This window comes from Micromonospora sp. NPDC049679, from assembly GCF_040659735.1.
Classification (GTDB): Bacteria; Actinomycetota; Actinomycetes; order Mycobacteriales; family Micromonosporaceae; genus Micromonospora_I.
Map to the genome: position 1 here is coordinate 53,215 of NZ_JBFANZ010000013.1, position 26,097 is coordinate 79,311.

General features: G+C 70.7%; 22 protein-coding genes and 1 pseudogene. 4 read left to right on the plus strand and 19 right to left on the minus strand.

Annotated elements, in window-relative coordinates; all coding sequences use genetic code 11:
• Window positions 1-139: 139 nt before the first annotated feature.
• Window positions 140-2,014, plus strand: a complete 1,875-nt coding sequence (locus tag AB0J06_RS11185; protein ID WP_357427165.1) for a Xaa-Pro dipeptidyl-peptidase — start codon at window positions 140-142, stop codon at window positions 2,012-2,014.
• A 45-nt stretch (window positions 2,015-2,059) separates the two neighbouring features.
• Here AB0J06_RS11185 and AB0J06_RS11190 read toward each other — a convergent pair whose 3' ends face one another.
• The 7 genes and pseudogenes from AB0J06_RS11190 to AB0J06_RS11220 form a co-directional block, all read right to left on the minus strand.
• Window positions 2,060-3,769, minus strand: a complete 1,710-nt coding sequence (locus tag AB0J06_RS11190) for a DEAD/DEAH box helicase (RefSeq protein WP_357427167.1) — start codon at window positions 3,767-3,769, stop codon at window positions 2,060-2,062.
• Window positions 3,770-3,872: 103 nt separating this feature from the next.
• Window positions 3,873-5,048 (minus strand): zinc-dependent alcohol dehydrogenase, encoded by a 1,176-nt coding sequence (locus AB0J06_RS11195; protein ID WP_357427169.1) that lies wholly within the window; start codon window positions 5,046-5,048, stop codon window positions 3,873-3,875.
• Window positions 5,049-5,063: 15 nt separating this feature from the next.
• Window positions 5,064-6,044 carry an SRPBCC family protein gene (locus AB0J06_RS11200; RefSeq protein ID WP_357427171.1) on the minus strand — a complete coding sequence of 327 codons (981 nt, stop codon included), beginning with the start codon at window positions 6,042-6,044 and terminating at the stop codon, window positions 5,064-5,066.
• Window positions 6,045-6,154: 110 nt separating this feature from the next.
• Window positions 6,155-6,730: a hemerythrin domain-containing protein gene (locus tag AB0J06_RS11205; RefSeq protein WP_357427173.1), complete on the minus strand. Its 576-nt coding sequence runs from the start codon at window positions 6,728-6,730 to the stop codon at window positions 6,155-6,157.
• 101 nt (window positions 6,731-6,831) lie between these two features.
• Window positions 6,832-8,319 carry a protein kinase gene (locus AB0J06_RS11210; protein ID WP_357427175.1) on the minus strand — a complete coding sequence of 496 codons (1,488 nt, stop codon included), beginning with the start codon at window positions 8,317-8,319 and terminating at the stop codon, window positions 6,832-6,834.
• A 251-nt stretch (window positions 8,320-8,570) separates the two neighbouring features.
• Window positions 8,571-8,687, minus strand: a pseudogene (locus AB0J06_RS11215) (alpha/beta fold hydrolase); the annotation flags it as partial.
• 64 nt (window positions 8,688-8,751) lie between these two features.
• Window positions 8,752-9,258, minus strand: a complete 507-nt coding sequence (locus AB0J06_RS11220) for a DinB family protein (RefSeq protein WP_357427177.1) — start codon at window positions 9,256-9,258, stop codon at window positions 8,752-8,754.
• A gap of 23 nt (window positions 9,259-9,281) precedes the next feature.
• Between AB0J06_RS11220 and AB0J06_RS11225 the strand changes: the two genes are divergently transcribed.
• Window positions 9,282-9,455, plus strand: coding sequence for a hypothetical protein (locus AB0J06_RS11225; RefSeq protein WP_357427179.1), 174 nt, complete (start codon window positions 9,282-9,284; stop codon window positions 9,453-9,455).
• 42 nt (window positions 9,456-9,497) lie between these two features.
• Here the strand turns inward: AB0J06_RS11225 and AB0J06_RS11230 are convergent, their stop codons facing one another.
• Complete coding sequence (locus tag AB0J06_RS11230; RefSeq protein WP_357427181.1) at window positions 9,498-10,160, minus strand: GNAT family N-acetyltransferase; 663 nt, start codon at window positions 10,158-10,160, stop codon at window positions 9,498-9,500.
• Window positions 10,161-10,437: 277 nt separating this feature from the next.
• Between AB0J06_RS11230 and AB0J06_RS11235 the strand changes: the two genes are divergently transcribed.
• Both AB0J06_RS11235 and AB0J06_RS11240 read left to right on the plus strand, forming a co-directional pair.
• Complete coding sequence (locus tag AB0J06_RS11235) at window positions 10,438-10,779, plus strand: MmcQ/YjbR family DNA-binding protein (protein ID WP_357427183.1); 342 nt, start codon at window positions 10,438-10,440, stop codon at window positions 10,777-10,779.
• Between the two features lie 56 nt (window positions 10,780-10,835).
• Window positions 10,836-11,576 carry a Clp protease N-terminal domain-containing protein gene (locus AB0J06_RS11240; RefSeq protein WP_357427185.1) on the plus strand — a complete coding sequence of 247 codons (741 nt, stop codon included), beginning with the start codon at window positions 10,836-10,838 and terminating at the stop codon, window positions 11,574-11,576.
• A gap of 80 nt (window positions 11,577-11,656) precedes the next feature.
• Here the strand turns inward: AB0J06_RS11240 and AB0J06_RS11245 are convergent, their stop codons facing one another.
• The 11 genes from AB0J06_RS11245 to AB0J06_RS11295 form a co-directional block, all read right to left on the minus strand.
• Window positions 11,657-12,268, minus strand: a complete 612-nt coding sequence (locus tag AB0J06_RS11245) for a sarcosine oxidase subunit gamma family protein (RefSeq protein WP_357427187.1) — start codon at window positions 12,266-12,268, stop codon at window positions 11,657-11,659.
• Window positions 12,261-15,164, minus strand: coding sequence for a 2Fe-2S iron-sulfur cluster-binding protein (locus AB0J06_RS11250; RefSeq protein ID WP_357427189.1), 2,904 nt, complete (start codon window positions 15,162-15,164; stop codon window positions 12,261-12,263). The genes AB0J06_RS11245 and AB0J06_RS11250 overlap by 8 nt, the downstream gene beginning before the upstream one ends.
• Window positions 15,161-15,439 carry a sarcosine oxidase subunit delta gene (locus AB0J06_RS11255; RefSeq protein WP_357427191.1) on the minus strand — a complete coding sequence of 93 codons (279 nt, stop codon included), beginning with the start codon at window positions 15,437-15,439 and terminating at the stop codon, window positions 15,161-15,163. The genes AB0J06_RS11250 and AB0J06_RS11255 overlap by 4 nt, the downstream gene beginning before the upstream one ends.
• A 25-nt stretch (window positions 15,440-15,464) precedes the next feature.
• A complete protein-coding gene (locus AB0J06_RS11260; RefSeq protein ID WP_357427193.1) occupies window positions 15,465-16,697 on the minus strand; it encodes a sarcosine oxidase subunit beta family protein in 1,233 nt (410 codons plus the stop codon).
• Window positions 16,698-16,976: 279 nt separating this feature from the next.
• Window positions 16,977-17,957, minus strand: coding sequence for an ABC transporter substrate-binding protein (locus AB0J06_RS11265; RefSeq protein ID WP_357427195.1), 981 nt, complete (start codon window positions 17,955-17,957; stop codon window positions 16,977-16,979).
• Window positions 17,958-18,041: 84 nt separating this feature from the next.
• Window positions 18,042-20,051: an ABC transporter permease subunit gene (locus AB0J06_RS11270; RefSeq protein WP_357427197.1), complete on the minus strand. Its 2,010-nt coding sequence runs from the start codon at window positions 20,049-20,051 to the stop codon at window positions 18,042-18,044.
• Window positions 20,051-21,130: a betaine/proline/choline family ABC transporter ATP-binding protein gene (locus tag AB0J06_RS11275; protein ID WP_357427199.1), complete on the minus strand. Its 1,080-nt coding sequence runs from the start codon at window positions 21,128-21,130 to the stop codon at window positions 20,051-20,053. The genes AB0J06_RS11270 and AB0J06_RS11275 overlap by 1 nt, the downstream gene beginning before the upstream one ends.
• Before the next feature lie 121 nt (window positions 21,131-21,251).
• On the minus strand, window positions 21,252-22,721 hold the full coding sequence (locus AB0J06_RS11280) for an aldehyde dehydrogenase family protein (protein ID WP_357427201.1): 1,470 nt from the start codon (window positions 22,719-22,721) through the stop codon (window positions 21,252-21,254).
• A gap of 36 nt (window positions 22,722-22,757) precedes the next feature.
• Complete coding sequence (gene betA / locus AB0J06_RS11285) at window positions 22,758-24,470, minus strand: choline dehydrogenase (RefSeq protein WP_357427203.1); 1,713 nt, start codon at window positions 24,468-24,470, stop codon at window positions 22,758-22,760.
• A gap of 1 nt (window position 24,471) precedes the next feature.
• Window positions 24,472-24,837 carry a bifunctional 3-phenylpropionate/cinnamic acid dioxygenase ferredoxin subunit gene (locus tag AB0J06_RS11290; protein ID WP_357427206.1) on the minus strand — a complete coding sequence of 122 codons (366 nt, stop codon included), beginning with the start codon at window positions 24,835-24,837 and terminating at the stop codon, window positions 24,472-24,474.
• Window positions 24,838-24,884: 47 nt separating this feature from the next.
• Complete coding sequence (locus tag AB0J06_RS11295) at window positions 24,885-26,072, minus strand: FAD-dependent oxidoreductase (protein WP_357427208.1); 1,188 nt, start codon at window positions 26,070-26,072, stop codon at window positions 24,885-24,887.
• Window positions 26,073-26,097 lie beyond the last annotated feature (25 nt).

The window sequence follows — 26,097 nt, forward strand, 5'->3', positions numbered from 1 at the left end:
CCGTTCCCAACGATCGACGGGCATGCACGACTGCGCGCCCTCCGGTCACCCGGCGGCGCGCAGCCCCGGCACGTCGCGCGCACGAGCGGGCAGGACCTGCCCGCGCCCGTGGCGGCGCCCGAATCGAAGGGAGGTACCCATGCGCCGACCGCGTCGCATGGCGTTCTTCACGGCGGCGTTCACCGGCGCCGCGCTCCTGGTCGCGCCCGCACTGCCGGCGTCGGCCGCGACCGCCGACCCACCGGGCATCGTGATTCGGGACGGGATGACCCAGCCGGTCTTCTCGTTCGCCGACGCGATCGAGGAACGCGTCTGGGTGGAGACGCCGTTGGACACCGATCACGACGGTCGGCGCGACCGCGTGGTCGCCGACATCTCCCGGCCGCGGGAGAGCGGCACGCAGGGCTTCAAGGTGCCGGTCATCTTCGAGCACAGCCCTTACCGCAAGGACGTCTGGGGCGACGTGCCGTACCCGAGCGTGCTCGTCGACGACCTGCCGCAGAACACCGCCGGTCCCCGGCTGGGCGCCCGGTCGGCCGACGTGGCCATCCAGCGCGCGAAGGCCAACCTGCCCGGCTCGCTCGACGACTACTACGTGCCGCGCGGGTACGCCGTCGTACTCGGGCAGAGCGTCGGCACCGGCGACTCGGACGGCTGCCCCACCAGTGGCGACATGGCCGAGACTCTCGGCACCAAGGCGATCATCGACTGGCTCGGCGGCCGGGCGAAGGGCTTCAACGCCGCCGGTCAGCCGATCAGCGCGGGCTGGAGCACCGGCACGGTCGGCATGACGGGCGTGTCGTACAACGGGACGCTGCCCAACATGGTGGCGACCACCGGCGTCCAGGGCCTGAAGACCATCATCCCGGTCTCGGCGATCAGCAGCTGGTACGACTACTACCGGGCCAACGGCCTGGTCGTCGCCCCCGGCACGTACCAGGGCGAGGACGCCGACATCCTGGCCAAGTTCACGGCGGGCCGGGCGCGCGCCGAGGGGCGCTGCGCCGACGAGATCGCCGCGATCACCCGGGAGCAGGACCGGGTCACCGGTGACTACACGCGGTTCTGGCGCGAGCGGGACTACCGCGACGACGTCCGCCACGTCCGGGCCAGCGTCTTCGTCGTGCACGGGCTCAACGACTGGAACGTCAAGCCGGAGAACTTCGCCGGCTGGTGGGACCAGCTCGCCCGCTACGACGTCCCGCGCAAGATCTGGCTGCACCAGGGCGGTCACGGTGGCCCCGGCAGCCAGGCGACGGTGACGCTCCCCGGCGGCCAGGCGTGGACCTACCGGCAGACCGAGAACCGGTGGTTCGACTACTGGCTCTGGAACGTCAAGAACGGGATCATGGACGAGCCGACCGCCGTCGTGCAGCGGGAGGACCGGGCCTACACCACGTACGCGAACTGGCCCGACCCCGGCGCGCGTGACGTGTCGCTGCGGTTGTCGGCGTCCAGCGCGACCGAACCCGGCAGCCTCACTCCCGGCTGGAGCCTGCCCAGCCGGGTCACCCAGAGCTTCGTCGACGAGGGGCGGACCATCGCCCCGGCGGACCTGATCGCCGCGGCGGACATGGCCAGCCCCAACCGTCTCGTCTACCACTCACCGTCGCTGCCCGGCGACGTACGCCTCTCCGGACGGCCCGAGATGCGGTTGCGGATGTCCATCGACAACCGCGCCGACGCCAACCTCACCGTCTACCTCGTCGACTACGGGGCGCCCGGCTCCACCACCCCGCCGGTCGTGGTGACGCGCGGCTGGATGGATCCGCAGAACCGTCCGGGCGCCGCGCACACCCGGCCGGTGACGCAGGGCAGGGCGCACGACTACCGCTGGACCCTGGAGCCGAAGGACTACGTCTTCGCGGCGGGACACCGCATCGGCGTGGTCGTCTTCTCCAGCGACCAGGAATACACGCTGCTGCCGCTCGGCGGCACCCGGTTGACCGTCACACCGAGCATGAGCGAACTGCGGATCCCGATCGTCGGCGGACGGGGAGCGCTCGGCTTCTGACCCGAGCCGTACGGTCGGGGCCCACGCCGGGTCCCGACCGTACGGTTACCGGCTCTCCGGGCGTTCGCGGCGGATCGTCACCCGCTTCCCCTTGATCGTGGCGTTCCTCAGCGACCCGATCACGTCCTGGGCCGCCGATTCGGGAACCTCGACAAGGGAGAACCGATCGGTGATCTCGATCGCGCCGACGTCCCCGCCGCTGAGCTTCGACTCACCGGCGATCGCGCCCACCAGGTCCTGCGGGCGGATCCCGGAGCTGCGGCCGGCGCTCACGAAGAGGCGGGTCATCCCGCCCGCCGGGGCCCGTCCCCGCCGCCCGTCGCGCCCCCCGGGACGACGTTCGCCGCCTTCGCGCCCCCCGGGACGGCGCTCGCCGCCTTCGCGCCCGGGCCGGATCGTGGCCTCGGGGATCTCCTCCTCGGTGACGCCGCCCGGCCCGGACGCCTCGTGCGCCAGCTTCACCGCGGCGAGCGCCACCTCCATCAGGTCGAACTCGTCGGTGAGCGTCTCCACCACCACGCGAAAACGCTCCAGATCGTCCTCGAGCAGGCTCTCGTGCAGCGCGGCGCGGGTCAGTTCCAGCCGGTGCGCGCGCAGGTCGGCCACTGTCGGCACCTTCTCGATCGCGATGCGCTGCCGGGTCACCCGCTCCACCGTCTTGAGCATGCGGTGCTCGCGCGGCTCGACCAGCGTGATCGCCACCCCCTCGCGGCCGGCCCGTCCGACCCGGCCGATGCGGTGCACGTACGACTCCGGCGAGGAGGGAACCTCATAGTTGATGACGTGGGTGAGCTGCTCGATGTCGAGGCCGCGCGCGGCCACGTCGGTGGCGATGAGGAGATCGTTGGTGCCTTGCCGCAGCCGCCCCATCACCCGGTCCCGCTGCTCCTGGGTCATGCCGCCGTGCAGGGCGCCCGCTCGGTAGCCGCGCCCGTTGAGGACTTCGGTCAGGTGATCCACCTCCTCCCGCGTGCGGCAGAACACGATCGCCGCCGTCGGCGCCTCGATATCCAGCACCCGGCTGAGCGCCGCCGGCTTGTGCGCGCGGGGCACGAGGTACGAGGTCTGCCGCACCCGCGGCGCCTCGCCGGCCGGCGCCGCCTCGCGGGCGATCTTGATCTGGACGGAGTCCCGGAGGTGGCGGCGGGCGATGGCGTCGATGCGCGGCGGCAGCGTCGCCGAGAAGAGCACGGTCTGCCGATCCGCCGGAGTCTCCTGAAGGATCGCCTCGATATCGTCGGCGAAGCCCATGTCGAGCATCTCGTCCGCCTCGTCGAGCACCACCATCTTGAGGGTGTCCAGCCGGAGCGTCCGCCGGCCGATGTGGTCCAGCGCCCGGCCCGGCGTCGCCACCACCACGTCGACGCCGCGTTCCAGCTCCCGGAGCTGCCGCCCGATCGGTTGACCGCCGTAGATCGGCACGACCCGCGCGCCGAGGTCACGCCCGTAGCGGTGCATCGCCTCGGAGACCTGCATCGCGAGCTCCCGGGTGGGGACGAGCACGAGCGCCATCGGCGCGCTGGGCTCGCCGTCGCGGGTCATCCGTTGCAGCACCGGCAGGGCGAAAGCCGCCGTCTTGCCGGTGCCGGTCGCCGCCTGCCCGAGCAGATCCCGGCCGGCCAACAGCGGGGGGATCGCCTCGCGCTGGATCGGTGTCGGCTCCTCGTAACCCATCGCGGTGAGGGCGTGCAGCAGCTCGGGGCGGAGCGCCAGGTCCGCGAAGCTGGTGCCGTCCTCGGTGACGGTCGGGGCCATGGTCGTCCTCCTCGCCCTGCAACGGATACCCCACCGGTCTGCGCGGTCCGTCGCCCCGCGCACCCTACCCGGCCGCCACGGCGGGAACCTTTCCGGTGACCTGCTACGGCTTCAGCACGACCTTCACACAGTCCTCCTGCTTGTTCTTGAAGATGTCGTAGCCGTGCGGAGTGTCGTCGAGCCGCATGGTGTGGGTGATGATGAAGCTCGGGTCGATCTCGCCCTTGCGGATCCGTTCCAGCAGCGGCCGCATGTAACGCTGCACGTGGCACTGCCCCGACCGCATCGTCAGCGAGCGGTTCATGAACGAGCCCATCGGAAACTTGTCGATGAAGCCGCCGTACGCGCCGATCGCCGAGATCGTGCCGCCGTTGCGGCAGCTCAGCACCGCTTCGCGCAGCGCGTGTGGCCGGTCCGTCTCCGACTTCACCGCCTGCTTGCCCTTGTCGTACGCGTGCAGCGCCGGCGAGGCGTGGTGCGCCTCCATGCCGACCGCGTCGATGCAGGCGTCCGGTCCGCGTCCGGCCGTCATCTCCCGCAGCGCGTCCATGACGTCGGTTTCCTCGTAGTTGATGGTCTCCGCGCCCGTCTTCTCCCGCGCCATCCGCAGGCGGTACGCGAACCGGTCGATGACGATGACCCGCTCCGCGCCGAGCAGGTAGGCGCTGGCGGCGGCGAACTGGCCGACGGGCCCCGCGCCCCAGACGGCGACGATGTCGCCGCGCGTGATGTCGCACATCTCGGCGGCCATGTAGCCGGTCGGCAGTACGTCCGACAGGAACAGCACCTTCTCGTCCGGCAGATCATCCTCGATCTTGAGGGCGCCGACATCGGCGAAGGGCACCCGCGCGTACTGCGCCTGTCCGCCCGCGTAGCCGCCCATCAGGTGTGAATAGCCGAAGATGCCGGCGGGGGAGTGCCCCATCGCCAGTTCGGCGATCGCCGCGTTCGGGTTGGAGTTCTCGCAGAGGGAGTAGAGTCCGCGTTCGCAGGAATTGCAGTTGCCGCAGGCGATCGGGAAGGGCACGACCACCCGGTCGCCGATGCGCAGACCATCCTGTACGCCGTGCCCGAGCTCGACGACCTCACCCATGAACTCGTGGCCGAGCACGTCGCCCTTCCTCATCGCCGGGATGTATCCCTGGAGCAGATGCAGGTCCGAGCCGCAGATCGCCGACGAGGTGATCCGCACGATGGCGTCACGGGCGTTGAGGATCTGCGGATCGGGGACCTCTTCGACCGCGACGTTGTTCGGAGCGATCCAGCAGTTGGCTTTCATCGATTCCCTTCCCTGTCAACCGGCCCGTGGCATCGCCAGCGGCTGCGCCGGACGCTGCTTCACCTGTTGTTTGAGGCTCGTGCCGTGCGGGCTGCCGTCGGACTGCGCGATCTCGCCCGTCTCGATCACCTGCTTGAACCGCCGTAGGTCGTCGCAGACCTGCTGCTGCGGGTGTTCGCCGAAGACCTTGGCGACCTTCGCGCCGAACATGCGGCCCGGCACCGAATACCCGAGTTCGACCCGCACCTCCGTGCCGCGCCCACCCGCGGCCGGCATGAAGCGCACGCAGCCGGAGTTGGGCACCCTCGAGCCCTCGATCGAGCGCCAACTGATGAGCTCGTTGGGGCGGTCGTCGACGACCTCCGCGTCCCACTCGACGCTCCTGCCAGCCGGCGCCTTCGCCGTCCAGTGCGACCGCCGGTCACCGGTCATCCGCACCGACTGCAGGTGGTACATGAAGCGCGGCAGGTTCTCGAAGTCGTGCCAGAACCGGTAGACCTCGTCGGCGCGCCGGTTGACCGTCACCGAGGCGTGTACCCGGTTGCCGTCCTTCATCCGGCGGCCCCGGGTAGCCCGTACCGCGGTGTAGAGGTCGACGGCGGTGATCCCGGCGACCGCCCACGTCGTGTACATGAGGCGTCGTCGCCGGTCGCCGCGCCGGCGTTGCATCCCCTGACGGCACGTGGCGAGATCGATCATGTCGCCGGCGACCCGCGTCCAGGCGCCCCACCCCGCGCGTCGCGGGATAAGCAGCACGGCGGCGTGGCCCAACTCTCGCACACCGGCGGCCTGCAGCACGGCCTGCGCGGTCGGGGAGTCGTCGACGCCGCAGAGCCGGCTGATCCTCGGCCGCGCGGCGAGCGCGGCCGCGCCGAGACCCAGACTGAACCAGCCCAGGAAACGCGCCATCCCTTCCGATCCGCGATCCTGGCTTTCCCGTTCGATGCCCAGGGTGTCCGTCACCGACCGGACGCCCATCGTGTTTTTCCGACCCATCTGTCCTCACCTGCAATCCGACGGTGGCGGTCGCTCGTCGCCGGCGACCTCCTCGTGACGTCGAGGGGCTGCGTTCATGAGCCGGGCGACACAGGCGCCCGACATTCGGCTCAGCGGTCGCCCTGCTTCTCGCGCCAGTCCCGCACGGCGTCGCGGGCGCGGTCGAAGATCGCCAGCGGCGGGCCGGTCAGCATGTTCGCGGGTGCGGATTCGCCGCTGTTCGGGTGCGGGCGGGTGGGAGCGGTCTTCTCGGCGGCGCGGACCGCGCCGGCCATGCGGGTGAGTTGTTCCTGGGACAGGTTCTGGCGAAGGGACTGGAACTCCTCGGTCTCTTCCCGGTTGGCGTGCTGCAGCACCGCGTTGCTGAGCTTCGCGAGTTTCGTGTTGAACTCCGGGTGGTCGACGCCCATGTCGTAGAGCTCCGCCAGCTCGCGTTTGGCCTGGTCCTCCTCCTTGCGGCGGTTCTGCACCACCTGCTCACCCGATTCGATCTTGCGTTTGGCGATCGGGTGTACGACCTCCTCCTCGGCGCTTTCGTGCACGGCGAGGAGACGGACAAGATCCTCGAACAGCTCGCGCTTCTGCGGGCCCTGCGGCTCACTGCCCACCCGGCTGAAGAGCTGCTTGATCTGGTTGTGCTGATCAAGCAGGAGTTCCACCACGTCCTGCTTCTGCGCGGTCGTCATCCGCCCCACCTCTCGCGTCGCGTCTGGGTGTGTCGACACGGCGCGGGTTTCCCGCAATCGCGGCGTTTACGCACGCCGGACGGGGTGGGACGGGCCCTGGGTCAGCGGCCGGCGACCGCCGCGGGGGGCGGAGCGCTCGAGGTGGTCGTCCGCACCGGCTCCACCTGTGCGGTGGGCGTCGGCGGCGGGTTGTTCGGGGTGCGGGTGGGCTGCGGGGCGGCGGTCTGGGTGGGTCCGGGGGCGTCCGGCGTCGGGACGGGGCCGGACGTCGGTTGGGTGGTGGGCCCGGCGTCCCCGGGGTTGGCGGGCTCGCCGCCGGGGGAGGCGTCGGGTGACGTCGTGGGGTCGGGACTGGACCCCGAGCGCCGGGTGGGCGTCACGGGGGCATCGCCGCCCGGCAGGCGCACCTCCTTCGCCGTCGGGGCGCTCGACCCCGGCGGCGGCGCGGGTCTCTGCCGGGAGGGCGCCCCGGCGTCCGGAGTGAACCCGAGTACGGCGGTCAGCCCGGCCAGGCCCAGCAGCGCGGTCGCCGCCACGGCCATGGCGGCTCGGCGACCACGGCGCCGCGGGGACGAGGCCCCGCCGGACGGCGCTACGGCGGCCGGTACGTCGACCGCGCTCGCCGCGCGCGTCGGGAGGTCCACGGCGGCAGCGCCGGGGACGGCGAGCGTCGCTCCCGCGCCCGCTACCCCGGCGCCCGCTAGTCCCGCGCCCGCTACCCCGGCGGCTGCGGCGGCGACCGTGGCCGGTGCGACCGGTCGCCCGGCGAGGATGGCGCGCGCGTCATCGGCGAGTGCGTCCGCGCCCGGATAACGGTCGGCGGATTCCTTCGCCAGTGCCCGCTCAACGAGCGCCACGACCGGCGCCGGCAGGTCGGCAGGGAGCGGCGGCGGCGCGTCGTGCAGGTGCCGGACCGCGACCTCGAGTGGGTTGTCGCCGGCGAACGGCGGATGACCGGAGAGGCAGTGGTAGGCGACCGCGCCGAGCGCGTAAATGTCGGTGGCGGCGGAGACCGGGCGGCCGCGGGCCTGCTCGGGGGCCATGTAGAGCGCGGTGCCGACGATCGCGTTGGTCCCGGTCACACTGGTCACCGCCGCGGAGCGCGCGACCCCGAAGTCGACCAGCTTCACCGTGCCGTCCGGCTGCACCAACAGGTTGCTCGGTTTGACGTCGCGATGCACGATGCCGCTGCCGTGCGCGGCGTGCAGCGCCCGCGCCGCCTGGGCCACGACGGACATGGTCTCCCGGACGCCGAGCCGCTCGGCCGCCGCGATCCGGTGGGAGAGCGGCTCGCCCGCCACGTACTCCATCACGAGGTACAGCACATGACCGCCGTCGGGCAGGTCGTCCTCGCCGCAGTCGTAGACGTCGACCACGCCGGGATGGCGCAGGGCGGCCATCATCCGTGCCTCGGCGCGGAACCGGACGGCGAAATCCGGGTCGGCGAGCAGGGAGGGGAGCAGCACCTTCACCGCCACGGTCCGGCCGAGCGCGAGGTCGGTGGCACGCCAGACCTGGCCCATGCCGCCCGTCGCGAGATGGTCCTCCAGCCGGTAACGGTCGCTGATGACTACTCCTGAACCCAACACGGCAACGTCCTTACCCAGAACGCCGCGCGGCTACGCCGCAGGTGGCCGGCGTGACCCTTCTCTCGACGAGGTCATGCCGCGCGTCGGTTCAGCGGTGAACGTCGATGTTCTCGTCGAGACGGTCGAGCAGGATGCGGGCAGGCCCCCACCCGCCGCGCTCCAGCTCCGTCACGAGCCACGGCACGGCTGCCGGCAGACCGGCGCCGCCAGAGTCGTACGGATGTCATCACGGTGCACTGGGCGCGTTCTCCGAGCCCGGTCAGCGTGGGAGTGAACACGCGATGGCCGGCCTCGCGCAGCCGGTCGGCCACACGCTGCCAGCACCAGCCGCCATGCCAGGCGCCGTGGACCAGGACGTAGCCGGTCATCGTGCCTCCTCCAGCCGTTGCTGGTGTCCGTCCCGTCACTCCGGTCGCAGACCCCTGTTGTGTTTCAGGCTCCGACCGTTCCGTCGATTCCCTCGCGCAGGAAGTCGGCGTGCCCGTTGTGCCGGGCGTACTCGTGGATCAGGTGCAGCATGACCAGCCGCAGCGACACGTCCTTGCCCCACTTGCGCTGGTGGCCCGTCACGTCGAGCGACTCGGCCTCCGCCTCGATCCGGCGTGAGTGTTCGACCTCCGCCTGCCAGGCCTCGAACGCCTCCGAGCGGCTGGCCGCACTCGCGTCGTACGCCACCTGGTAGTCGCCCGTGTCCGACCAGACGAGCGGGATCTCCTCCGCGTTGATCACGAGGCGGAACCACGTGCGCTCCACCTCGGCCATGTGCCGTACGAGACCGAGCAGTGACAGCGTCGACGGCGGCATGGACTGACGGCGTAGCTCCTCGTCGGAGAGGCCGTCGCATTTCATCGCGAGCGTCGCGCGGTGGTAGTCGAGGAAGGCGCGCAACATCTCGCGCTCACCTGCGATCAGGGGCGGGCCGATGCGTTCGGTGGTCACTGCGGGTCCTTTCGGCGGCGAACGTGACCTCGTCAGAGCCCGTCGACGACTCCTGCCGCCTGACCGTGACCCACGACGAAGTGCGCGAGGGCGTGAGCAACGAACTCTACGGCGGCTGGCCGGCGGTCCTCTCCGGCCTGAAGACGTGGCGCGACGGTGAGACGCTCACGACGCCGGGATCGCTGATGTACGGCTGACCCCGCACCTCACCGCGCGGTGCCGCGCCCGATCCGTCCACCTCATCGATGCGATGGCGACCACACGTAGGGCGTGGTCGTGGTCACGGCGCGAAAGCCCAACCGGCGCAGAATCGGGGCGCTGTCGTCGGAGGCGTCCACCTGGAGAAACTTCGCTCCGCGCGCGGTGGCGAGTTCAGCCCGGGCGGCCACCAGCGAGCGGTAGATCCCCCGGCCCTGCCATGCCGGCAGGGTCGATCCGCCCCACAGAGCGGCGAACTCGGTTCCCGGATAGAAGACCAGCCAGGCCGCGCAGACCACCTCACCGTCGGCCTCGGCCACCATGACGGCGATCGCGTCCGGGGCGGCTGACACCCGCCCGATCAGGTCATCACCGAGCCAGCTGAAGTCCTGCCCCCAGACGGCGGATTGCATGGCGGCGATGCGGTGCATGTCGGCGTCCGCGGTGACCTGACGGAGGGCGACGCCGCCCGGCAGGACCGGTGGTGTGGCCACTTCCTTCGCAAGACCAATGAGTACGGTCTCCTGCTTCTCCGGAACGAAGCCCGCGGCGCGCAGGCGGTCGGTGAGATCGGCCGGCCGGTCGTGTCCGCGCGTCTTCCACTCCACCGCCTCGCCGCGCGCGGCGAAGTAATCACGCTGCCGGACGATCAGCTGGTCCAGCTCATCACCGCCTACCCCGAGGTCGCGCGGCCCTGTTACCAAGCCGCGGAACGTGCGGACGATTCGCAGAAGCGGCCCATCCTGCTCGTACCTCACGCCAGTTGGAGGAATGCGCGGCGGTTTCCGCATCTGCTCGTCGTAAGCCGCGAGTAGGCCGTCGATGTCTGTCACGGAGTAGACACTGCAAGGCCACGGTGACGCGCGCAAGGCTCATCGCCACCAGAGAACGCACGAAAGAGGATCAAGCCCACAACGTCGGGTCGCCCTGCGCGGACCAGCGGGGTCGCCCGGTTTGCGTCCCGGCCGCTACCGTCGGAGCGTGGTCACCGTCGCCGACGTGCGGTCGCTCGCACGGACACTGCCGCGAAGCAGCGAGCACCTGATCCGTGACCGTGTGAAGTTCCGGGTCGGTGCCATCGTCTACGTGGCGTTCTCCCGCGACGAGACGACGATGGGCTTCGGCTACCCGAAAGAGGATCGTGACGCGCTCATCGGCGGCGAGCCAGACCTTTTCTTTCTGCCCGGCACGTCCGACCTGCGCTTCCACTGGGTGTGCTGTCATCTCGCGCGGCTCGACGACGGGTACATGACGGAGCTGGTCACGGAAGCGTGGCGGATGGTCGTGCCCACGTTCCTCGCGCGGCAGCGGTTGGGCACGTAGCCCGGCATCGTCAACCCTAGGTTGACGAAAAGAGCCCGTCAACCTAGGGTTGACGTATGACGAATCCAATGCGCATGACGAATCCGGTCCGGCTCGACGATCTGATCGAAGGCATCAAAAAGGCGCACTCCGACGCTCTCGACCAGCTCTCCAACGCGGTCATCGCCGCCGATCACCTGGGCGACGTGGCTGACCACCTCATCGGCCACTTCGTCGACCAGGCACGACGCTCGGGGGCGTCCTGGACGGAGATCGGCAGGAGCATGGGGGTCACCAAGCAGGCAGCTCAGAAGCGGTTCGTTCCGAAGGACCCCGGCGAACCCTCGGATCTCGATCCCAGCCAGGGATTCAGCCGTTTCACGCCGCGGGCGAGGAGCGTCGTGGTGGCGGCGCAGAACGAAGCCCGTACCGCCCGCAACGCCGAGATCCGCCTCAACCACCTCGTGCTGGGGCTGCTGACCGAGCCGGACGGGCTGGCCGCCCGGGCGATCGTCGCGCAAGGCGTGTCGCTGGACACCGTCCGGCAGACCGCAACCGCGACCCTGCCGCCGGCAACCGACCAGGTGCCCGCCCTCATCCCGTTCGATTCACAGGCGAAGAAGGCGCTGGAACTCACGTTCCGCGAGGCCCTGCGGATGGGGCACAACTACGTCGGGACCGAGCACATCCTGCTCGCGCTACTGGAACTCGAAGACGGCACGGGCGTGCTCGCCGGCCTCGGCGTCGACAAAGCGACCGCCGAAGCCAACATCACGGCCGCCCTGGCCGCCACCCTCGCCGCCCACGAGAAGGAATGACCTGAGGGAAACCCGGGTGGCCGCCGCCACGCGTCACGGACGGCGACCGGCGGATGTCACCGCCGGTCGAGCGGGAAGACTCATCCGGCGGTGGAGAATTCCACGCTCGCGTCGATCAGCCACTCCACCAGATACGTCGCGAAGGACGCCCGCACAAGTATCCAGAACGCCGACCCCTCGCCGTCGTCCGGCTCGCGCCCGACCAGTACGACCTGTGCTTTCGCGAGCGTCGTCTGCGCGCAGTTGCCCGTGCCGAACGAGCGCGGATGCAGATCGAGCGCGCAGCCGAGAGCGAGCAGGTCCCGGGTCCGCGGGCCGGCGACGCGCAGGGTCGTGCGCTGTGCGGAGACGTCGACCACGGAGGCGTGCTCGTCGCCGACCGCGGACCGCAGCCGCGACTCCAGCGCGCCTTCGGTGCCGGCCGGGCCGAGAACCAGCCACTCGTCGGGGCCGAGCCAGAGAGCCGTCAGCGGTCCCGAACTGGCGCTCGCTTCCGCCCCGGTCGGCAGCGGCATGCCGAGTTCGGCGGCGACCGCGTCCGCGGCCGGGCCCTTGGAATCGAGCCGAAGGTTGATCTGCGCCAGGAACGGGACCTCGGAGAGCGAGACCGCTCCGCCGGTCGCGTGGGCGACCTCGGCGAGACGGTCGCCGCTGTGGCCCAACGGACTGCGTCGCGTCACGTGCTCAGCCATCTCGCCGTGCTCCCTCCGGGTCGTACAGAACGGAATGCGTGACCGTCACCGGCAGGAGGTCGTCCCCGAGCGGTGCGTAGACGCGCTGCCCGATCCGATCCCGGCCGCCGCTGATAAGCGCGAGCGCGAACGGGCGCCCCAGCGCCACGCTGTGGTAGCTGGAGGTCACGTGGCCGAGGGTCGGCACCGGCGGCTGCGGCAGCGTCTCGCACTCCACCAGGTGGGCGCCCTCGGGCAGCAGCGTCCGGCCATCGTCGGGAAGGAGTCCGACCAGGTGCTTGCGGTCGGGCCGGCTCGTGTCGGCGCGGGCGAAGGAGCGCTTGCCGATGAAATCGGCCTTCTTCTTCGACACCACCCAGTCCATGCCGAGATCCTGCGGCGTGACCGTGCCGTCGGTGTCCTGCCCGATGATCGGGTACCCCTTCTCGGCGCGGAGCACGTGCATCGTCTCCGTCCCGTACGGAGTGATCCCGAACGATGCGCCCGCGTCCAGTAGCGACTCCCAGAGCGTGAGCGCGTCCCACCAGCTCACGTTCAGCTCATAGGCCAGCTCGCCGGAGAAGCTGATCCGGCACACCCGGGCGGCGATCCCGGCGAGCGTCGGAACACTGGCCGGCGTCGAAATACTGGTGAGCGTCGAAATACTGGTGAGCTCAGCGTCGCGCCAGGTCATGAACGGGAAGCTCGCGGCGTCGACGGCGAGATCGGGTGCCAGCGTCGCGAGCACATCGCGGGAGCGGGGCCCGACCAGCGCGACGGTCGCCCACTGCTCGGTGACCGACGTGCAGTGCACCCGCAGGTCCGGCCATTCGGTCTGCAGCCATTCCTCCATCCAGTCCAGGACGGCGGCGGCGTTGCCGGTCGTCGTGGTGACCAGGAAACGGTCGTCGGCGAGCCGGATGACCGTGCCGTCGTCGAAGACCATCCCGTCCGGGCGGCACATCACGCCGTACCGGATGGAGCCGACCTTCAGGGTGCTCATCATGTTGGTGTACAGCCGGTCCAGCAGCACGGCCGCGTCCGGTCCCTGAACGTCGATCTTGCCGAGCGTGGAGGCGTCCATCATGGCCACGCCCTCGCGGGCGGCCCGGCACTCACGCAGGACCGCCGCGTGCATGTCCTCGCCGCCGCGCGGGTAGTACCAGGGCCGCTGCCACTGACCGACGTTCTCGAAGAGCGCCCCGTTCGCCTCGTGCCACGAGTGCAGGGCGGTGACGCGGACCGGGTCGTGCAGCACGCCCCGGTCGCGCCCCGCGAGGGCGGCGAAGCTGACCGGAGCGTACGGCGGCCGGAACGTGGTGGTGCCGAGTTCGCCGACGTCCACGCCGAGTAGCTCCGCGACAACCCCACTGGTGAGAACGCCCGAGGTCTTGCCCTGGTCGTGTGCGGTCCCGGCGGTGGTGTAGCGCTTGACGTGCTCCACGGAACGCATTCCGGCGGCGGTGGCGCGCTGGATGTCCGCGACGGTCACGTCGCGTTGGAGGTCCACGAACTGCGTCGCGGTGTCACCGGGGAGCAGCCAGATGTGTCCGGCCGGTGAGGCCGGTTGTTCGCCGGCCGCCGGCAGTGGCGGGCCGGTGGGCGCGGAGAATCCGGCTGCCTCGACCGCCCGCCGCCCGGCCGCGGCCCCGTCCGCGAGGCAGCCCGCCAGGGTGTACGCGCCCCCGGCGGCGCCGGCGACCTCCACCGCCTGGCGGCAGCCGTCGGGCCGGAACGAACCGAGCTCCTCGTCGTAGCGGAGCCGGCCGCCGGCCTGGCTGTACAGGGCGCCCACCGGATTCCATCCGCCGGAGACGAGCAGCAGGTCCGCGTCGAACTCGCGCCCCGCGCCGTCGAACGCCCCATCGCGCGGGCCGCGCAGCGTCACCCCCGAGACGCGCTCCTCGCCGGCCACCGCCGAGACGGCGTGCGCGGCGAGCACGTCGATACCGCGACGGGCGCAGTGGTCGACCCACAGTGGAGAAACCTGCGGGCGGAGGTCGGCGATCGCCGCGATCGCGACGCCCGCGTCGGCAAGGTCGAGCGCCGCGCCGTACGCGCTGTCGTTGGTCGTGAGGAACACCGCGCGTCGCCCCGGCAGGACGCCGTAGCGGTTGAGATAGGTGCGGGCGGCGCCGGCGAGCATCACACCGGGCCGGTCGTTGTCGGTGAACGCCACGGACCGCTCGTGGGCGCCGGTGGCGAGCACGACGCGGCGCGCCCGGATGCGCCAGATCCGCTCGCGGGAGAGGTGGCCGGGCGCCGCCGGGCCGAGGTGGTTGGCGCGCCGCTCCACCGCGATGACGTAGTTGTCGTCGTAGTAGCCGAAGGCGGTCGTCCGGGCGAGCACCCGCACGTCGGGGTTGGCGTGCAGTTCGGCGGCGACGGACGCCACCCAGCCCAGCGCGGGGGCGCCGTCGAGCGTCTCCGTCGTGCCCAGCAGGCTGCCGCCGGGCTCGGACTGGTCGTCGATGACCACCACCCGGGCACCCGAGAACGCGGCCACCGCCGCGGCGGCCAGACCGGCCGGTCCGGCGCCGATGACGAGGATGTCGCAGTGCGTGTGCACGGCGTCGTAGCGGGCCGGATCGGGCTCCGTGGCCAGGCGCCCCCGGCCGTTCAGGCCCCGCGCGACAAGCCCGTCGAACAGCTCCACCGTCGTCGCCGGGAGCATCGGTTCGGAGTACGGAGCATCGATCTGTACCAGCGCGTTCGGCTCCTCGACGCCAGCCGCCAGGATGCCGCGCGGCCGGCCGAGCCGGATGCTGGTCGACGTGCGGTGTACTCCGTTGGCCAGTAGGGCCGAGGCGAGCGTGTCCCCGCGGTACCCCTCGTAGTCGTGGCCGTCGAAGCGGAAGCGTAGCGTCTCGCCGCGGTCGATCCGTCCACCCTGGACAGCCCGGAATTCCTGGATCATGCCTGCACCGGCCTCGGCTCGCCCGCGGCGTAGACCGCGAGAATCTCATTCGTCACCGTGTCACGAACGACGTTGAACCACCGTCGGCAGCTGACGGCGTGGTTCCACCGCTCCGCGAACGGGCCCTTCGGGTTGTCGCGGAAGAACAGGTAGCGGGCCCATTCGGAGTCGGAGAGCGCGCCGGGGTCGGCCGGGTAGGCCACGTGGGCCTGGCCGCCGTAGTGGAACTCGGCCTCCTCGCGTGGGCCGCACCAGGGGCAGGGGATGAGCATCATCGTCGCGGGCTCCTTGTCTCGGTGCTCAGTGAGCGACCGCGGCCGCGCCGTGCTCGTCGACGAGCGCGCCGGTGGTGAAGCGATCCAGGCTGAAGGGGGCATTGAGCGGGTGCGGGTCGTCGTGGGCGATGGTGTGCGCGTAGCACCACCCGACCCCCGGAGTGGCCTTGAACCCGCCGGTGCCCCAGCCGCAGTTGAGGTAGAGCTGGTCCACCGGGGTCAGCCCGACGATGGGGGAGGCGTCGGGGGTGACGTCGACGATCCCGCCCCAGGTCCGTAGCACGTGCGCGCGGGCGAACACGGGGAACAGTTCGAGCGCCGCGGACATCTGCCGCTCGATGATGTGGAACGCGCCGCGCTGGCCGTAGCCGTTGTAGCTGTCGATGCCGGCGCCCATCACGAGCTCGCCCTTGTGCGCCTGGCTCACGTAGACGTGTACGGCGTTGGACATGACGACGGTCGGGTGCACAGGCTCGAGCAGTTCGGAGACGAGCGCCTGCAGCGGGTGGCTCTGGACGGGCAGCTCGATCCCGGCCATCCCGGCAACGACGGAGGAGTGCCCGGCCGCGCACATGGCGACCTTGCCCGCCGCGATGTCTCCGCGCGTGGTCCGCACCCCGGTGACCCGGCCGTCGGTCACCTCCAGACCGGTCACCTCGCAGTGCTGGATGAGGTCCACGCCGAGGGCGTCCGCGGCGCGCGCGAAGGCCCAGGCGACGTAGTCGTGCTTGGCGATGCCCGCCCTGGGCTGGTAGGTGGCGCCGAGCACCGGGTAGCGCACGTCGGGGGAGATGTTGACGATCGGGCACACCTCCTGGACCTGCTGCGGGTCGAGCCATTCGGCGTCGACGCCGTTGAGCCGGTTCGCGTGCACCCGGCGGACGCTTTCCCGGACATCCTGAAGGCTGTGCGCGAGGTTGAGGACGCCGCGCTGGCTGAACAGGATCGGATAATCGAGCTCGTCCTCGAGCCCTTCCCACAGCTTGAGGGCGTGCTCGTAGATGCCGGCGCTTTCGTCCCACAGGTAGTTGGACCTGATGATGGTCGTGTTACGCGCCATGTTGCCGCCGGCGAGCCAGCCCCGTTCGAGCACCGCGACGTTGGTGATGCCGTGGTTCTTGGCGAGGTAGTAGGCGGTCGCTAGGCCGTGACCGCCGCCGCCCACGATCACGACGTCGTAGCTGCGCTTGGGTTCGGGCGTGCGCCAGAGCCAATCCGGATGGTCGGGCAGGTCGGCGCCGGGTGTCCGCTGTGTCATCGGGGGCCCTCGATCGGTCTCGGATGGGGCGGATGCGTCGTCGCGACGTCGGCTCCGACGCGGACGCATCTGGGCATCGGGATCGGCGCGTCTCGGTATCCGCAACAGCTCCCGCTATCCGCAACCAGCGTGCTCCGGGGGCTTACGGATGTCAAGAGTTGATCACCCGGCGCGACCCGTGATCCGGCCGGGCGGCGCGCACGGCGAGCCGCCGCGCCGGGTGTCCCTGTCAGCGCAGGTCGCACCCGCCACGGCGGTCGTCGGCTCAGTCGTTCGCGCTCAGCTCTTGGGCAGCCAGGCCTTCACCTTGTCCTGGTTGGCCTCGACCCACTTCTTCGCCGCCGCCTCCGGGGACATCTTGTCCTGGGCGATGTACTTGGCCACCAGGTTCTGGTCGGCGTTGCTCCACGTGAAGTTCTTGACCAACTGGTACGCCGGGCCGTTCGCGTCGGCGAACTTCTTGCTCACGATCTTGTCCAGGTCGTACTTCGGGTAGTCGCAGGCAACCTTCTCCGCGTCGGCGTCACACCCCGCCGTGTACGCGGGCAGGTTCACCTTGACCAGCTTGACCTCGGACAGGAACCACTGCGGGTCGTAGAAGTAGCCGATGAGGGGCGTCTTCTTCGCCTCGGCCTGACGGAATGCCTGGATCAACGCCGGCTCGCTGCCGGCATACACCACCTTGTAGTTCAGGCCGAGATTCTTCACCAGCGCCTCGTCGTTCGTGACGAAGGAGGGGTCGCCGTCGAGCAGTTGACCCTTGCCACCGGACTCCGACGTCTTGAACAGGGAGGCGTACTTGTTCAGGTTCTTCGAGTCGGTGATGTCCGGGTACTGCGCCGCCATCCACGGCGGTACATACCAGCCGATGACGCCCTCAACGCTGGTCGAGCCGGCGCTCACCGCGGTCTTCTGGTCCTCGATGTACTTCTTCTTCAGGTCGTCGTGGCCCCAGTTCTCGACGATCGCGTCCACTTCACCGGTGCCGAACCCCTGCCACGCGATCTCTTCCTTGAGGTCCTTCTTCGTCACCTTGCACTTGAGCTCCGTCTCGGCGACGTACGCGATGACGGCGGCGTTGGCTTCGTAGCCGACCCACGGGTTGATGGCCACGTTGAACGTGCCGCAGCTCCCGGAGCCGGAGCCGGAAGCCGTCGAGTCGCCCACCTTCGCCCCGCCGCACCCCGTGAGCGCGAGCGCCGTCACGGTGGTGAGCGAGACAGCGGCGAGGCGCATCTTCCAACTGGTGTCACGTCTCATGCTTCGTCCTCCGGAGATGTCGGTCGTCGGTCGATCTTTGGTCTGCGCCGCTCCGGACCCCTGGCCGTGGAGCGCTGGTGCGAGTTACGTGTGCGTGGACGCCGGGCCGCTCCCCGAGCGGTCCGCCGCGGCGCGCGCGATCCGGTCGAGCATGATCCCGAGCAGGACGATCGCGGCGCCCGCGGCGAGACCCTTGCCGTACAGCTGTCCCTGCGAGAACCCGGCGACCACGTCGTAGCCGAGGGCGCCGGCCCCGACGAGACCGCCGACGACCACCATGGACAGTACGTAGATCAGGCCCTGGTTCGCCGCCAGCGTCAACGACTGCCGCGCCATGGGCAACTGCACCTTCGTGATCATCTGCCAGCTGCTCGAGCCCGCCGCGGTCGCGGCCTCCACCGTCGTCGCGGGCACGCCACGCACCCCGTCGGCGACGATCTTGATCGCGACCGGCGCGGCGTACACCACCCCGGCGAAGATCGCGGTGAACCGGCTCGCCGAGAAGAGGGCAAGGAACGGGATCAGGTAGACGAAGGCCGGCATCGTCTGCCCGGCGTCGAGGACCGGGCGGATCACGCGGTCCGCCCGGCTGCTGCGCCCCATCCACACCCCGACCACGATGCCCAGCGCCATCACCAGCAGCGTCGCGACGATCGTCATCGCCAGGGTGACCATGCTGTCCTGCCAGAGCCCGGTGGCGACGAGCAACGCCACGCACACCGCGGCGGTGAGCGCGGCGCGGACGTTGCCGAGCAGCGCCGCGAGCGTCACGGCGACCGCGCCCACCAGCCACCAGGGCGAGTCGGCCAGCAGCGCCTGGAACGGGTTGAGCAGCGCGACGGTGGTCACGTCCTTGAACGCGCCGGTGACACCGGACAGGTCGTCCTGCGCCCACGTGGTCACGGAGGTCGCGGCCTGCGACAGGTAGCTGCCGACCTCGAAGCCGCCCGGGAACTCGGCCGCCCAGAGGTAGGTGTAGGACAGGTAGGAGCAGACCAGTGCCACGACACCGAACGCGACCGTCAGTGGTCGGCGCAGGCGCTGACCGCGGCCGCGCCCGTCGTCCGGGCGTTCCTGCACGCGCGCGCTGGCCGCCGTGGTGACGCGGTCCAGAACGATGGCCATGACCACAATCGCCAGCCCCGCGTTGAACGCGGTGCCGACGTCGAGGGTCTGCAGCGCCTTGATGACCGTCTTGCCCAGGCCCGGGGCGTCGATGAGGGCCGCGATGGTCACCATCGAGAGCGCCGCCATGATCGTCTGATTGACGCCCAGCACGATCGTGCGCTTGGAGAGCGGCAGCAGCACCTTCGTCAGCGCCTGCAGGCGGGTCGCCCCGAGCGAGTCGGTGGCCTCCAGCGGCGGGTGGGGCACCGATCGGATGCCGTGGGCGGTGATGCGGATCGCCGGCGGCATGGCGTAGATCAGGGTCGCGATCGTCGCGGCCGCCGGCCCGATCATGAACAGCAGGGTGAGCGGCGCGAGGTAGACGAAGGTGGGCATCGTCTGCATGAAGTCCAGAAATGGCGTGATCACCCGGTGGAACCGGTCCGACAACCCGGCCCAGATACCCAGGGGAATGCCGAAGAGCAGCGAGACGAAGACCGCGGAGAGCGTCAGCGCGAGCGTGTCCATGCTCTCCTGCCACAGTCCCTGCAGGCCGAACAGCACGAAGCCACCCGCCGCGAGCAGGGCCACCCGCCAGTTGCCGAACGCCCAGCCGGCGTACGCGACGATCGCGACGACGCCCAGCCACCCCAGCACAGGCAGGGGGCGCCCGTACGACGGCTGCGCGATGAGCCCCTGGATGAAGACGACCAGGGTGTCGATGACCGCGCGGATCTCGTTGAAGACGTAGAGGAACAGCGGGTTGCTGTTGCGGTTCGCGCCCACCGTGTCGTTGACGTCGTTGAGCCAGCGGTGCAGCGGGGTCAGGGAGGCGGCGGAGAGGTCCAGCGTGTCGCGCCCGCGCAGCAACACCCAGACGACCAGCCAGATCGCGAGGACACCGCCCACCGCGAGCGGCCGGTTGAGACGCCGCCGCAGGCCGGGCCGCGACGACACGGCGGCGGCGGGGGTGGTCGTCGCGGTCATCAGGCCCCGGCCTCCGCGCCGGCCACGACGGCGAGGATCTCCTCGTCGCCGACGATCCCCAGCAGCTGCCCGTCCTTGACGACCTTCACCGGCCGCTCGGCGGCGAGCACGGATCGCGTGGCATCGCGCACGATCACATCGGGACCCAGCTCCGGGCCGTCGAGGGGGTCGTCCGGACGCGGTGGGCGCATGATCCACCGCAGCGTGAGGACATGCGAGCGGGGCACGTCCCGAACGAAGTCGCGGACGTAGTCGTCCGCGGGCGCCCCGACAAGTTCGTCGCCGGTGCCGGTCTGCACCATGCGGCCGTCCCGCATGATCAGGATCCGGTCGCCCAGCTTCAGCGCCTCGGACAGGTCGTGGGTGATGAAGACCATCGTCTTGCCGACCTCGCGGTGCAGCCGGATGACCTCGTTCTGCATGTCGCGGCGGATCAGCGGGTCCAGCGCGGAGAAGGGCTCGTCGAAGAAGAGCACGTCCGGGTCGCCGGCCAGCGCCCTGGCCAGCCCCACCCGCTGCTGCATGCCGCCGGAGAGCTGGTCGGGATAGGAGTTCTCATAGCCGCCGAGGCCGACGAGCTCGATCACCTCCATCGCCCGACGGGCGCGCTCGGCGCGAGCGGTGCCCCGGATTTCCAGCCCGTAGGCGACGTTATCCACGACGCGGCGGTACGGAAGGAGGCCGAAGTGCTGGAAGACCATCGAGAACTTCCGCCGGCGTAGTTCGCGCAGCCGCTTCTTGTCGGCGTGCAGGATGTCCTCGCCCTCGAACACCACCTCGCCCGCGGTCGGCTCCACCAGCCGGGTCAGGCACCGCACCAGCGTGGACTTGCCCGAGCCCGACAACCCCATCACCACGAACACCTCACCGGGCGCCACGTCGAACGCGACGTCACGGACCGCCGCGGTGCACCGCGTGCGGTCCATCAGCTCCCGCCGCGACAGAGCGGCCAGCTCCGCAGACCGTGGCACCTGCGCGGCGTTGGGTCCGAACACCTTCCACAGATCCCTGACGGAGATGACCGGGGAGGGACCGCCGCCGGCCTCCTGCCGCGGCGGTGCGGCGGCCTCCGTGCTCATGCCGCCGCTCCGCCGCGCGGCGCGGTGATGGAGAGGGCATCGCCGGGACGGCGGCGGTAGTGGGTACGGATGAACACAGCCGAACCTCTTCTCTCAGGCGGCGGTCGCAGACGGCGGCTCGCTAGTCGTGGAACCAGTGCTGCGGACGGGGATCGATGTTCTGCCAGATGTGTTTGGTCTCGCGGTACTCGTCCAGGCCGCTGGGGCCGAGCTCGCGGCCGATCCCGGACTGTTTGAAACCGCCCCACTCCGCCTGCGGCACGTACGGGTGGTAGTCGTTGATCCAGACCGTGCCGTGCCGCAGCCGCTGCGCCACCCGCTGGGCCTTTCCGGCGTCCCGGGTCCACACCGCCCCGGCGAGGCCGTAGTCGGTGTCGTTCGCGATGCGTACCGCGTCGTCCTCGCCGGTGAAGGTCTCGACGGTGAGAACCGGGCCGAACGACTCCTCGCGCACCACGGTCATGTCCCGGTGGCAGCCGTCGAGCACCGTCGGCAGATAGAAGAAGCCGTCGGCGAGGTGCGGATCGTCCGGGCGGCGGCCGCCGCAGCGCAGCTCCGCGCCCTCGGCGATGCCGGCGGCGACGTACGTCTCGATCTTCGCCCGGTGCGCGGCGGAGATCAGCGGGCCGGTCTCCGCCCGCGGATCGAACGGGCCGCCGAGGCGGATCCGCCCGGCACGGGCCACGAGGGCGTCGACGAAGGCGTCGTGGATGGAGGCCTCGACGACGAGCCGGGCGCCGGCCGAGCAGACCTGTCCAGAGTGGAGGAACACCGCCGTGAGCGCGAAGTCCACGGCGGTGTCGAAGTCGGCGTCGGCGAAGACGATGTTCGGGTTCTTTCCGCCCAGTTCGAGCGCCACCCGCTTCACCGTTCCGGCGGCCGCGGCCATCACGCCGCGCCCCGTCGCGAGGCCGCCGGTAAACGAGACCAGGTCGACATCGCGGTGCTCGGCGAGCGGTGCACCGACCTCGGCGCCGGCGCCGAGGACCAGGTTGGCGACGCCGGCGGGGAGCCCGGCCTCGTCGAGGAGCCGCATCAGCAGGATCGCCGTGGAGGGGGTGAGCTCGCTGGGCTTGAGGACGAAGGTGTCGCCCGCGGCGAGCGCCGGGGCGACCTTCCACGAGGTCTGCAGTAGCGGATAGTTCCAGGGCGTGATGAGCCCGCACACCCCGATGGGCTCATGCACCACCCGACTGATCGCGTCGTCGCGCCCGGTGTCGATGACGCGTCCGCTGTCGGTGCCGGCGATGCCCGCGTAGTACCGGAAACACGCGGCGACGTCGTCGATGTCGTATTCGCTCTCCATCAGCCGCTTACCGGTGTCGAGCGATTCCGCCCGGGCGAGCTCGTTCTTGTCGCGTTCAATCAGCTCCGCGACGCGGTACAGCAGCGCGCCGCGCTGGCGCGCCGGCGTCGTCGGCCACGGCCCCTCGTCGAACGCCACGCGGGCCGCGCCAATCGCGGCGAGCGTGTCTTCGCGGGTCGCCTCGGCGACGGTGTCGACGAGGCTCCCATCGGCGGGGCACCGGATCTCGCGATGGCCGCCAGCTATCGGCTCGCGCCACTCACCTGCGACGAACAACTGTTTCACGAACGACTCCCCGTTGCGTTGTCCGCGTCGCCCCGGCTAATGCAAGGCACCACTTTCTCCTCTCGACGAAGTGGCGTCAAGGACTGTCGGCGAGCCGGGTCGGTGACGGTAGAACGGAACGGGCGACGGTGGCAACGGCGTATTGCCCAGGATCAGATCGGCCGCCTTCTCGGCCACCATCATCACGGGGGCGTAGATGTTGCCGTTCGTGACGTAGGGCATGACGGAGGCGTCGACCACCCGCAGCCCGCTCACGCCGTGTACCCGCATGGTCAGGGGATCGACGACCGACATCTCGTCCGTCCCCATCTTCGCGGTGCAGGACGGGTGGAGGGCTGTTTCGCCCTCCTTCGCCACCCAGTCCAGAATCTCCTCGTCGGTCTGCACCGAGGGCCCGGGAGAGATCTCGCCGCCGTTGAAGCCGTCCAGGGCCGGCTGATTGAGGATGTTGCGCGAGACCCGGATGGCCTCCACCCATTCGCGCCGGTCCTGCTCGGTCGAGAGATAGTTGAAGCGCAGCGCGGGGTGCACCTTCGGGTCGCGGCTGACGATTTTCACCGATCCGCGCGCGTCGGAGTACATGGGACCGACGTGCACCTGGTAGCCATGACCGCCGGCCGGGGACGACCCGTCGTAGCGGACCGCGATCGGCAGGAAGTGGAACATCAGGTTCGGATATTCCACCACGTCGTTGCTGCGGACGAAGCCGCCCGCCTCGAAGTGGTTGGTGGCGCCCGGGCCCTTGCGCAGGAACAGCCACTGCGCGCCGATCCACGGTCGGTACCGCCATTTCATGTACGGCTGTATCGACACCGGCTGTGTGCAGGCGTGCTGGACGTAGACCTCGAGGTGGTCCTGGAGGTTCTCGCCCACGCCGGGGAGGTGATGGACGGGATCGATGCCGAGCGCGCGCAATTCGTCGGCGTTGCCGACCCCGGACAGCTGCAGCAGTTGCGGCGAGTTGATGGCGCCGCCGCAGAGGATCACCTCGGCGGCGCGCACGGTGCGGGGCGCGCCGCGTCCGCGGGTGTACTCGACGCCGACCGCCCGCTTGCCCTCGAACAGGACCCGGGTGACGAACGCGCGCGTGCGTACCTCGAGGTTGGGTCGCTTCATCACGGGGTGCAGGTACGCCCGCGCGGCGGAGAGCCGCCGTCCCTTGTGGATGTTGCGGTCGAACCGGGCGAAGCCCTCCTGCCGTTCGCCGTTGACGTCGTCGGTGAGTGGATATCCGGCCTGCTGCGTCGCTTCGAGCATCGCGCCGAAGAGCGGGTTGGTCGCGGGGCCGCGTTCCAGCGTCAGCGGGCCGCCGTGGCCGCGGAAGGGATCGTCGGGGTCGGCCGCCAGGCAGTTCTCCATCTTGTTGAAGTACGGCAGGCAGTGGGCGTAGTCCCAGGTCTCCATGCCGGGATCGGCGCCCCACCGCTCGTAGTCCATCGGGTTGCCGCGCTGGAAGATCATCCCGTTGATGCTGCTCGACCCGCCGAGGACCTTGCCCCGGGCGTGGTAGATCCGCCGCCCGCGCATGTGCGGCTCCGGCTCGGACTCGTACTTCCAGTCGTAGAAGCGGCTCCCGATCGGGAACGGCAGCGCCGCCGGCATGTGGATGAAGACGTCCCACAGATAGTCGCGGCGTCCCGCCTCCAGCACGAGCACCCGGGTGGAGGGGTCGGCGGAGAGCCGGTTGGCGAGCGCGCTGCCCGCCGATCCGCCGCCGACGATGACATAGTCGTACTGCTCTGACGTCATGTCAGGCTCGCCTCGCCTCGTGGCTCAAAGTGGCTGGGCCGGGGGGAAGGTTCGGCGCCTCGTCGGAGAGGGCGACCCGCACCATCCCGTCGGTCACCTCGACCCGGTGGGTGCGCACCGGTTTCTTCGCCGGCGGCGCGTCCACCTGCCCGGTCCGCAGGTCGAACCGGGACGCGTGCAGCGGGCACTCGACCTCGCACCCTTCGAGCCAGCCGTCGGCCAGCGACGCGTCCTGATGGGTGCACGTGTCGTCGACCGCGAACAGTTGGCCGTCCTCGGTGTGGAAGATCGCCACCGGCGGGTCCGTCGCCCAGCGGAACGACTCGCCGCGGGGGATGGCGCTGAGCGGGCAAACGGGTTGCATCATGCGGGCTCCTGACGCGTCGCCGAGGGCGGGCGAGGTGGTCGTTGCGGTCACGGCGTGTGGACCGGGACGGGATCGGGGGCGCGCAGTTGACGCCGCCACCGGGTGAACAGCTTTGCCTGGTTCATGCCGAGCACGGCGACGGGGCGTCCGTCGCGTTCGTACACCGCGAGAAAACTGCGCTGGGCCGGGTCGCCTTCGACGAGCCGCACGGTGTCGCCGTCCGCGCGGTGCCCGGCGAACTGCACGCGCACGCCGTACTGGTCGGACCAGAAGTAGGGGGCGGCGATGTGTGCCCGCCGGGGGTGGGCCGCGCCGGCGAGGAGCGTCGTGACGGCGGTGGCGGGCTGCTCGTGCGCGTGTGTCCAGTGCTCGGTGCGGACGATTCCGCCCGCGTAGGGGCTGAAGGACGCCGCGCAGTCGCCGGTGGCGACGACGGCAGGCAGGTTGGTCGCGCACGCCGCGTCGGTGACGACGCCGCCGTGGATCTCCAGCCCGGAGTCGGCCAGCCACTCCACATTGGGTTGGGCGCCGATGCCGACGACCACGACGTCGGCCGGCAGCCGCGTCCCGTCGGCGAGCTCGACCGCCTCCACCCGTTCCGATCCGACCAGCCGGGCCACGCCGGTGCCGGTCAGCAATCGGACGCCGTGGTCGGCGTGCAGGCCCGCGCAGACCGATCCCATCTCGACGCCGAGGGGTGCGGCGAGCGGCGTGGGCAGGGCCTCGACGACGGTGACGTCGAGGCCGAGGGACCGGGCACTGGAGGCGACCTCCGCTCCGAGGAAGCCCGCGCCGATCACGACCAGCCGTTCGGCGGCGGCGAGATCTCGCCGAAGCGCCACCGCGTCGTCTAGGGTTCGCAGGGTGTGTACGCCGCTGACGGTTTCGGTGCCTGGCAGGCGCCGGGCCCGCGCGCCGGTGGCGAGGATGACGGCGTCCACCGGGATCTCCGCACCGTCGGCGAGAGTGATGCTGCGGTTGCGGGCGTCGAGGCGGACCGCGGCGGTGCCGAGTCGCCACTCGACGTCGAGGGCCTCGTCGGGGTCGGCGAGCGCGAGATCGGCCTCCGTGCATGCGCCGGTCAGGAAGGCCTTCGACAGCGGGGGCCGGTCGTAGGGCGCGTGGCGCTCCGCGCCGATGGCGATGATCGAGCCGTCGTAGGACTGTTGACGGAGCGCACGGGCGGCGGCCACGCCGGCGAGCGAGGCGCCGACGACGGCGATCCGACGTATCACACCACTGCCCTCCGTTGTGGATTGC

Excerpts from the sequence above, each read along its gene's own strand:
- AB0J06_RS11185 (WP_357427165.1), top strand. The coding sequence starts at position 140 with ATGCGCCGACCGCGTCGCATGGCGTTCTTCACGGCGGCGTTCACCGGC.
- AB0J06_RS11190 (WP_357427167.1), bottom strand. The coding sequence starts at position 3,769 with ATGGCCCCGACCGTCACCGAGGACGGCACCAGCTTCGCGGACCTGGCG.
- AB0J06_RS11195 (WP_357427169.1), bottom strand. The coding sequence starts at position 5,048 with ATGAAAGCCAACTGCTGGATCGCTCCGAACAACGTCGCGGTCGAAGAG.
- AB0J06_RS11200 (WP_357427171.1), bottom strand. The coding sequence starts at position 6,044 with ATGGGTCGGAAAAACACGATGGGCGTCCGGTCGGTGACGGACACCCTG.
- AB0J06_RS11205 (WP_357427173.1), bottom strand. The coding sequence starts at position 6,730 with ATGACGACCGCGCAGAAGCAGGACGTGGTGGAACTCCTGCTTGATCAG.
- AB0J06_RS11240 (WP_357427185.1), top strand. The coding sequence starts at position 10,836 with ATGACGAATCCAATGCGCATGACGAATCCGGTCCGGCTCGACGATCTG.
- AB0J06_RS11245 (WP_357427187.1), bottom strand. The coding sequence starts at position 12,268 with ATGGCTGAGCACGTGACGCGACGCAGTCCGTTGGGCCACAGCGGCGAC.
- AB0J06_RS11250 (WP_357427189.1), bottom strand. The coding sequence starts at position 15,164 with ATGATCCAGGAATTCCGGGCTGTCCAGGGTGGACGGATCGACCGCGGC.
- AB0J06_RS11255 (WP_357427191.1), bottom strand. The coding sequence starts at position 15,439 with ATGATGCTCATCCCCTGCCCCTGGTGCGGCCCACGCGAGGAGGCCGAG.
- AB0J06_RS11260 (WP_357427193.1), bottom strand. The coding sequence starts at position 16,697 with ATGACACAGCGGACACCCGGCGCCGACCTGCCCGACCATCCGGATTGG.
- AB0J06_RS11265 (WP_357427195.1), bottom strand. The coding sequence starts at position 17,957 with ATGAGACGTGACACCAGTTGGAAGATGCGCCTCGCCGCTGTCTCGCTC.
- AB0J06_RS11270 (WP_357427197.1), bottom strand. The coding sequence starts at position 20,051 with ATGACCGCGACGACCACCCCCGCCGCCGCCGTGTCGTCGCGGCCCGGC.
- AB0J06_RS11275 (WP_357427199.1), bottom strand. The coding sequence starts at position 21,130 with ATGAGCACGGAGGCCGCCGCACCGCCGCGGCAGGAGGCCGGCGGCGGT.
- betA (WP_357427203.1), bottom strand. The coding sequence starts at position 24,470 with ATGACGTCAGAGCAGTACGACTATGTCATCGTCGGCGGCGGATCGGCG.
- AB0J06_RS11290 (WP_357427206.1), bottom strand. The coding sequence starts at position 24,837 with ATGATGCAACCCGTTTGCCCGCTCAGCGCCATCCCCCGCGGCGAGTCG.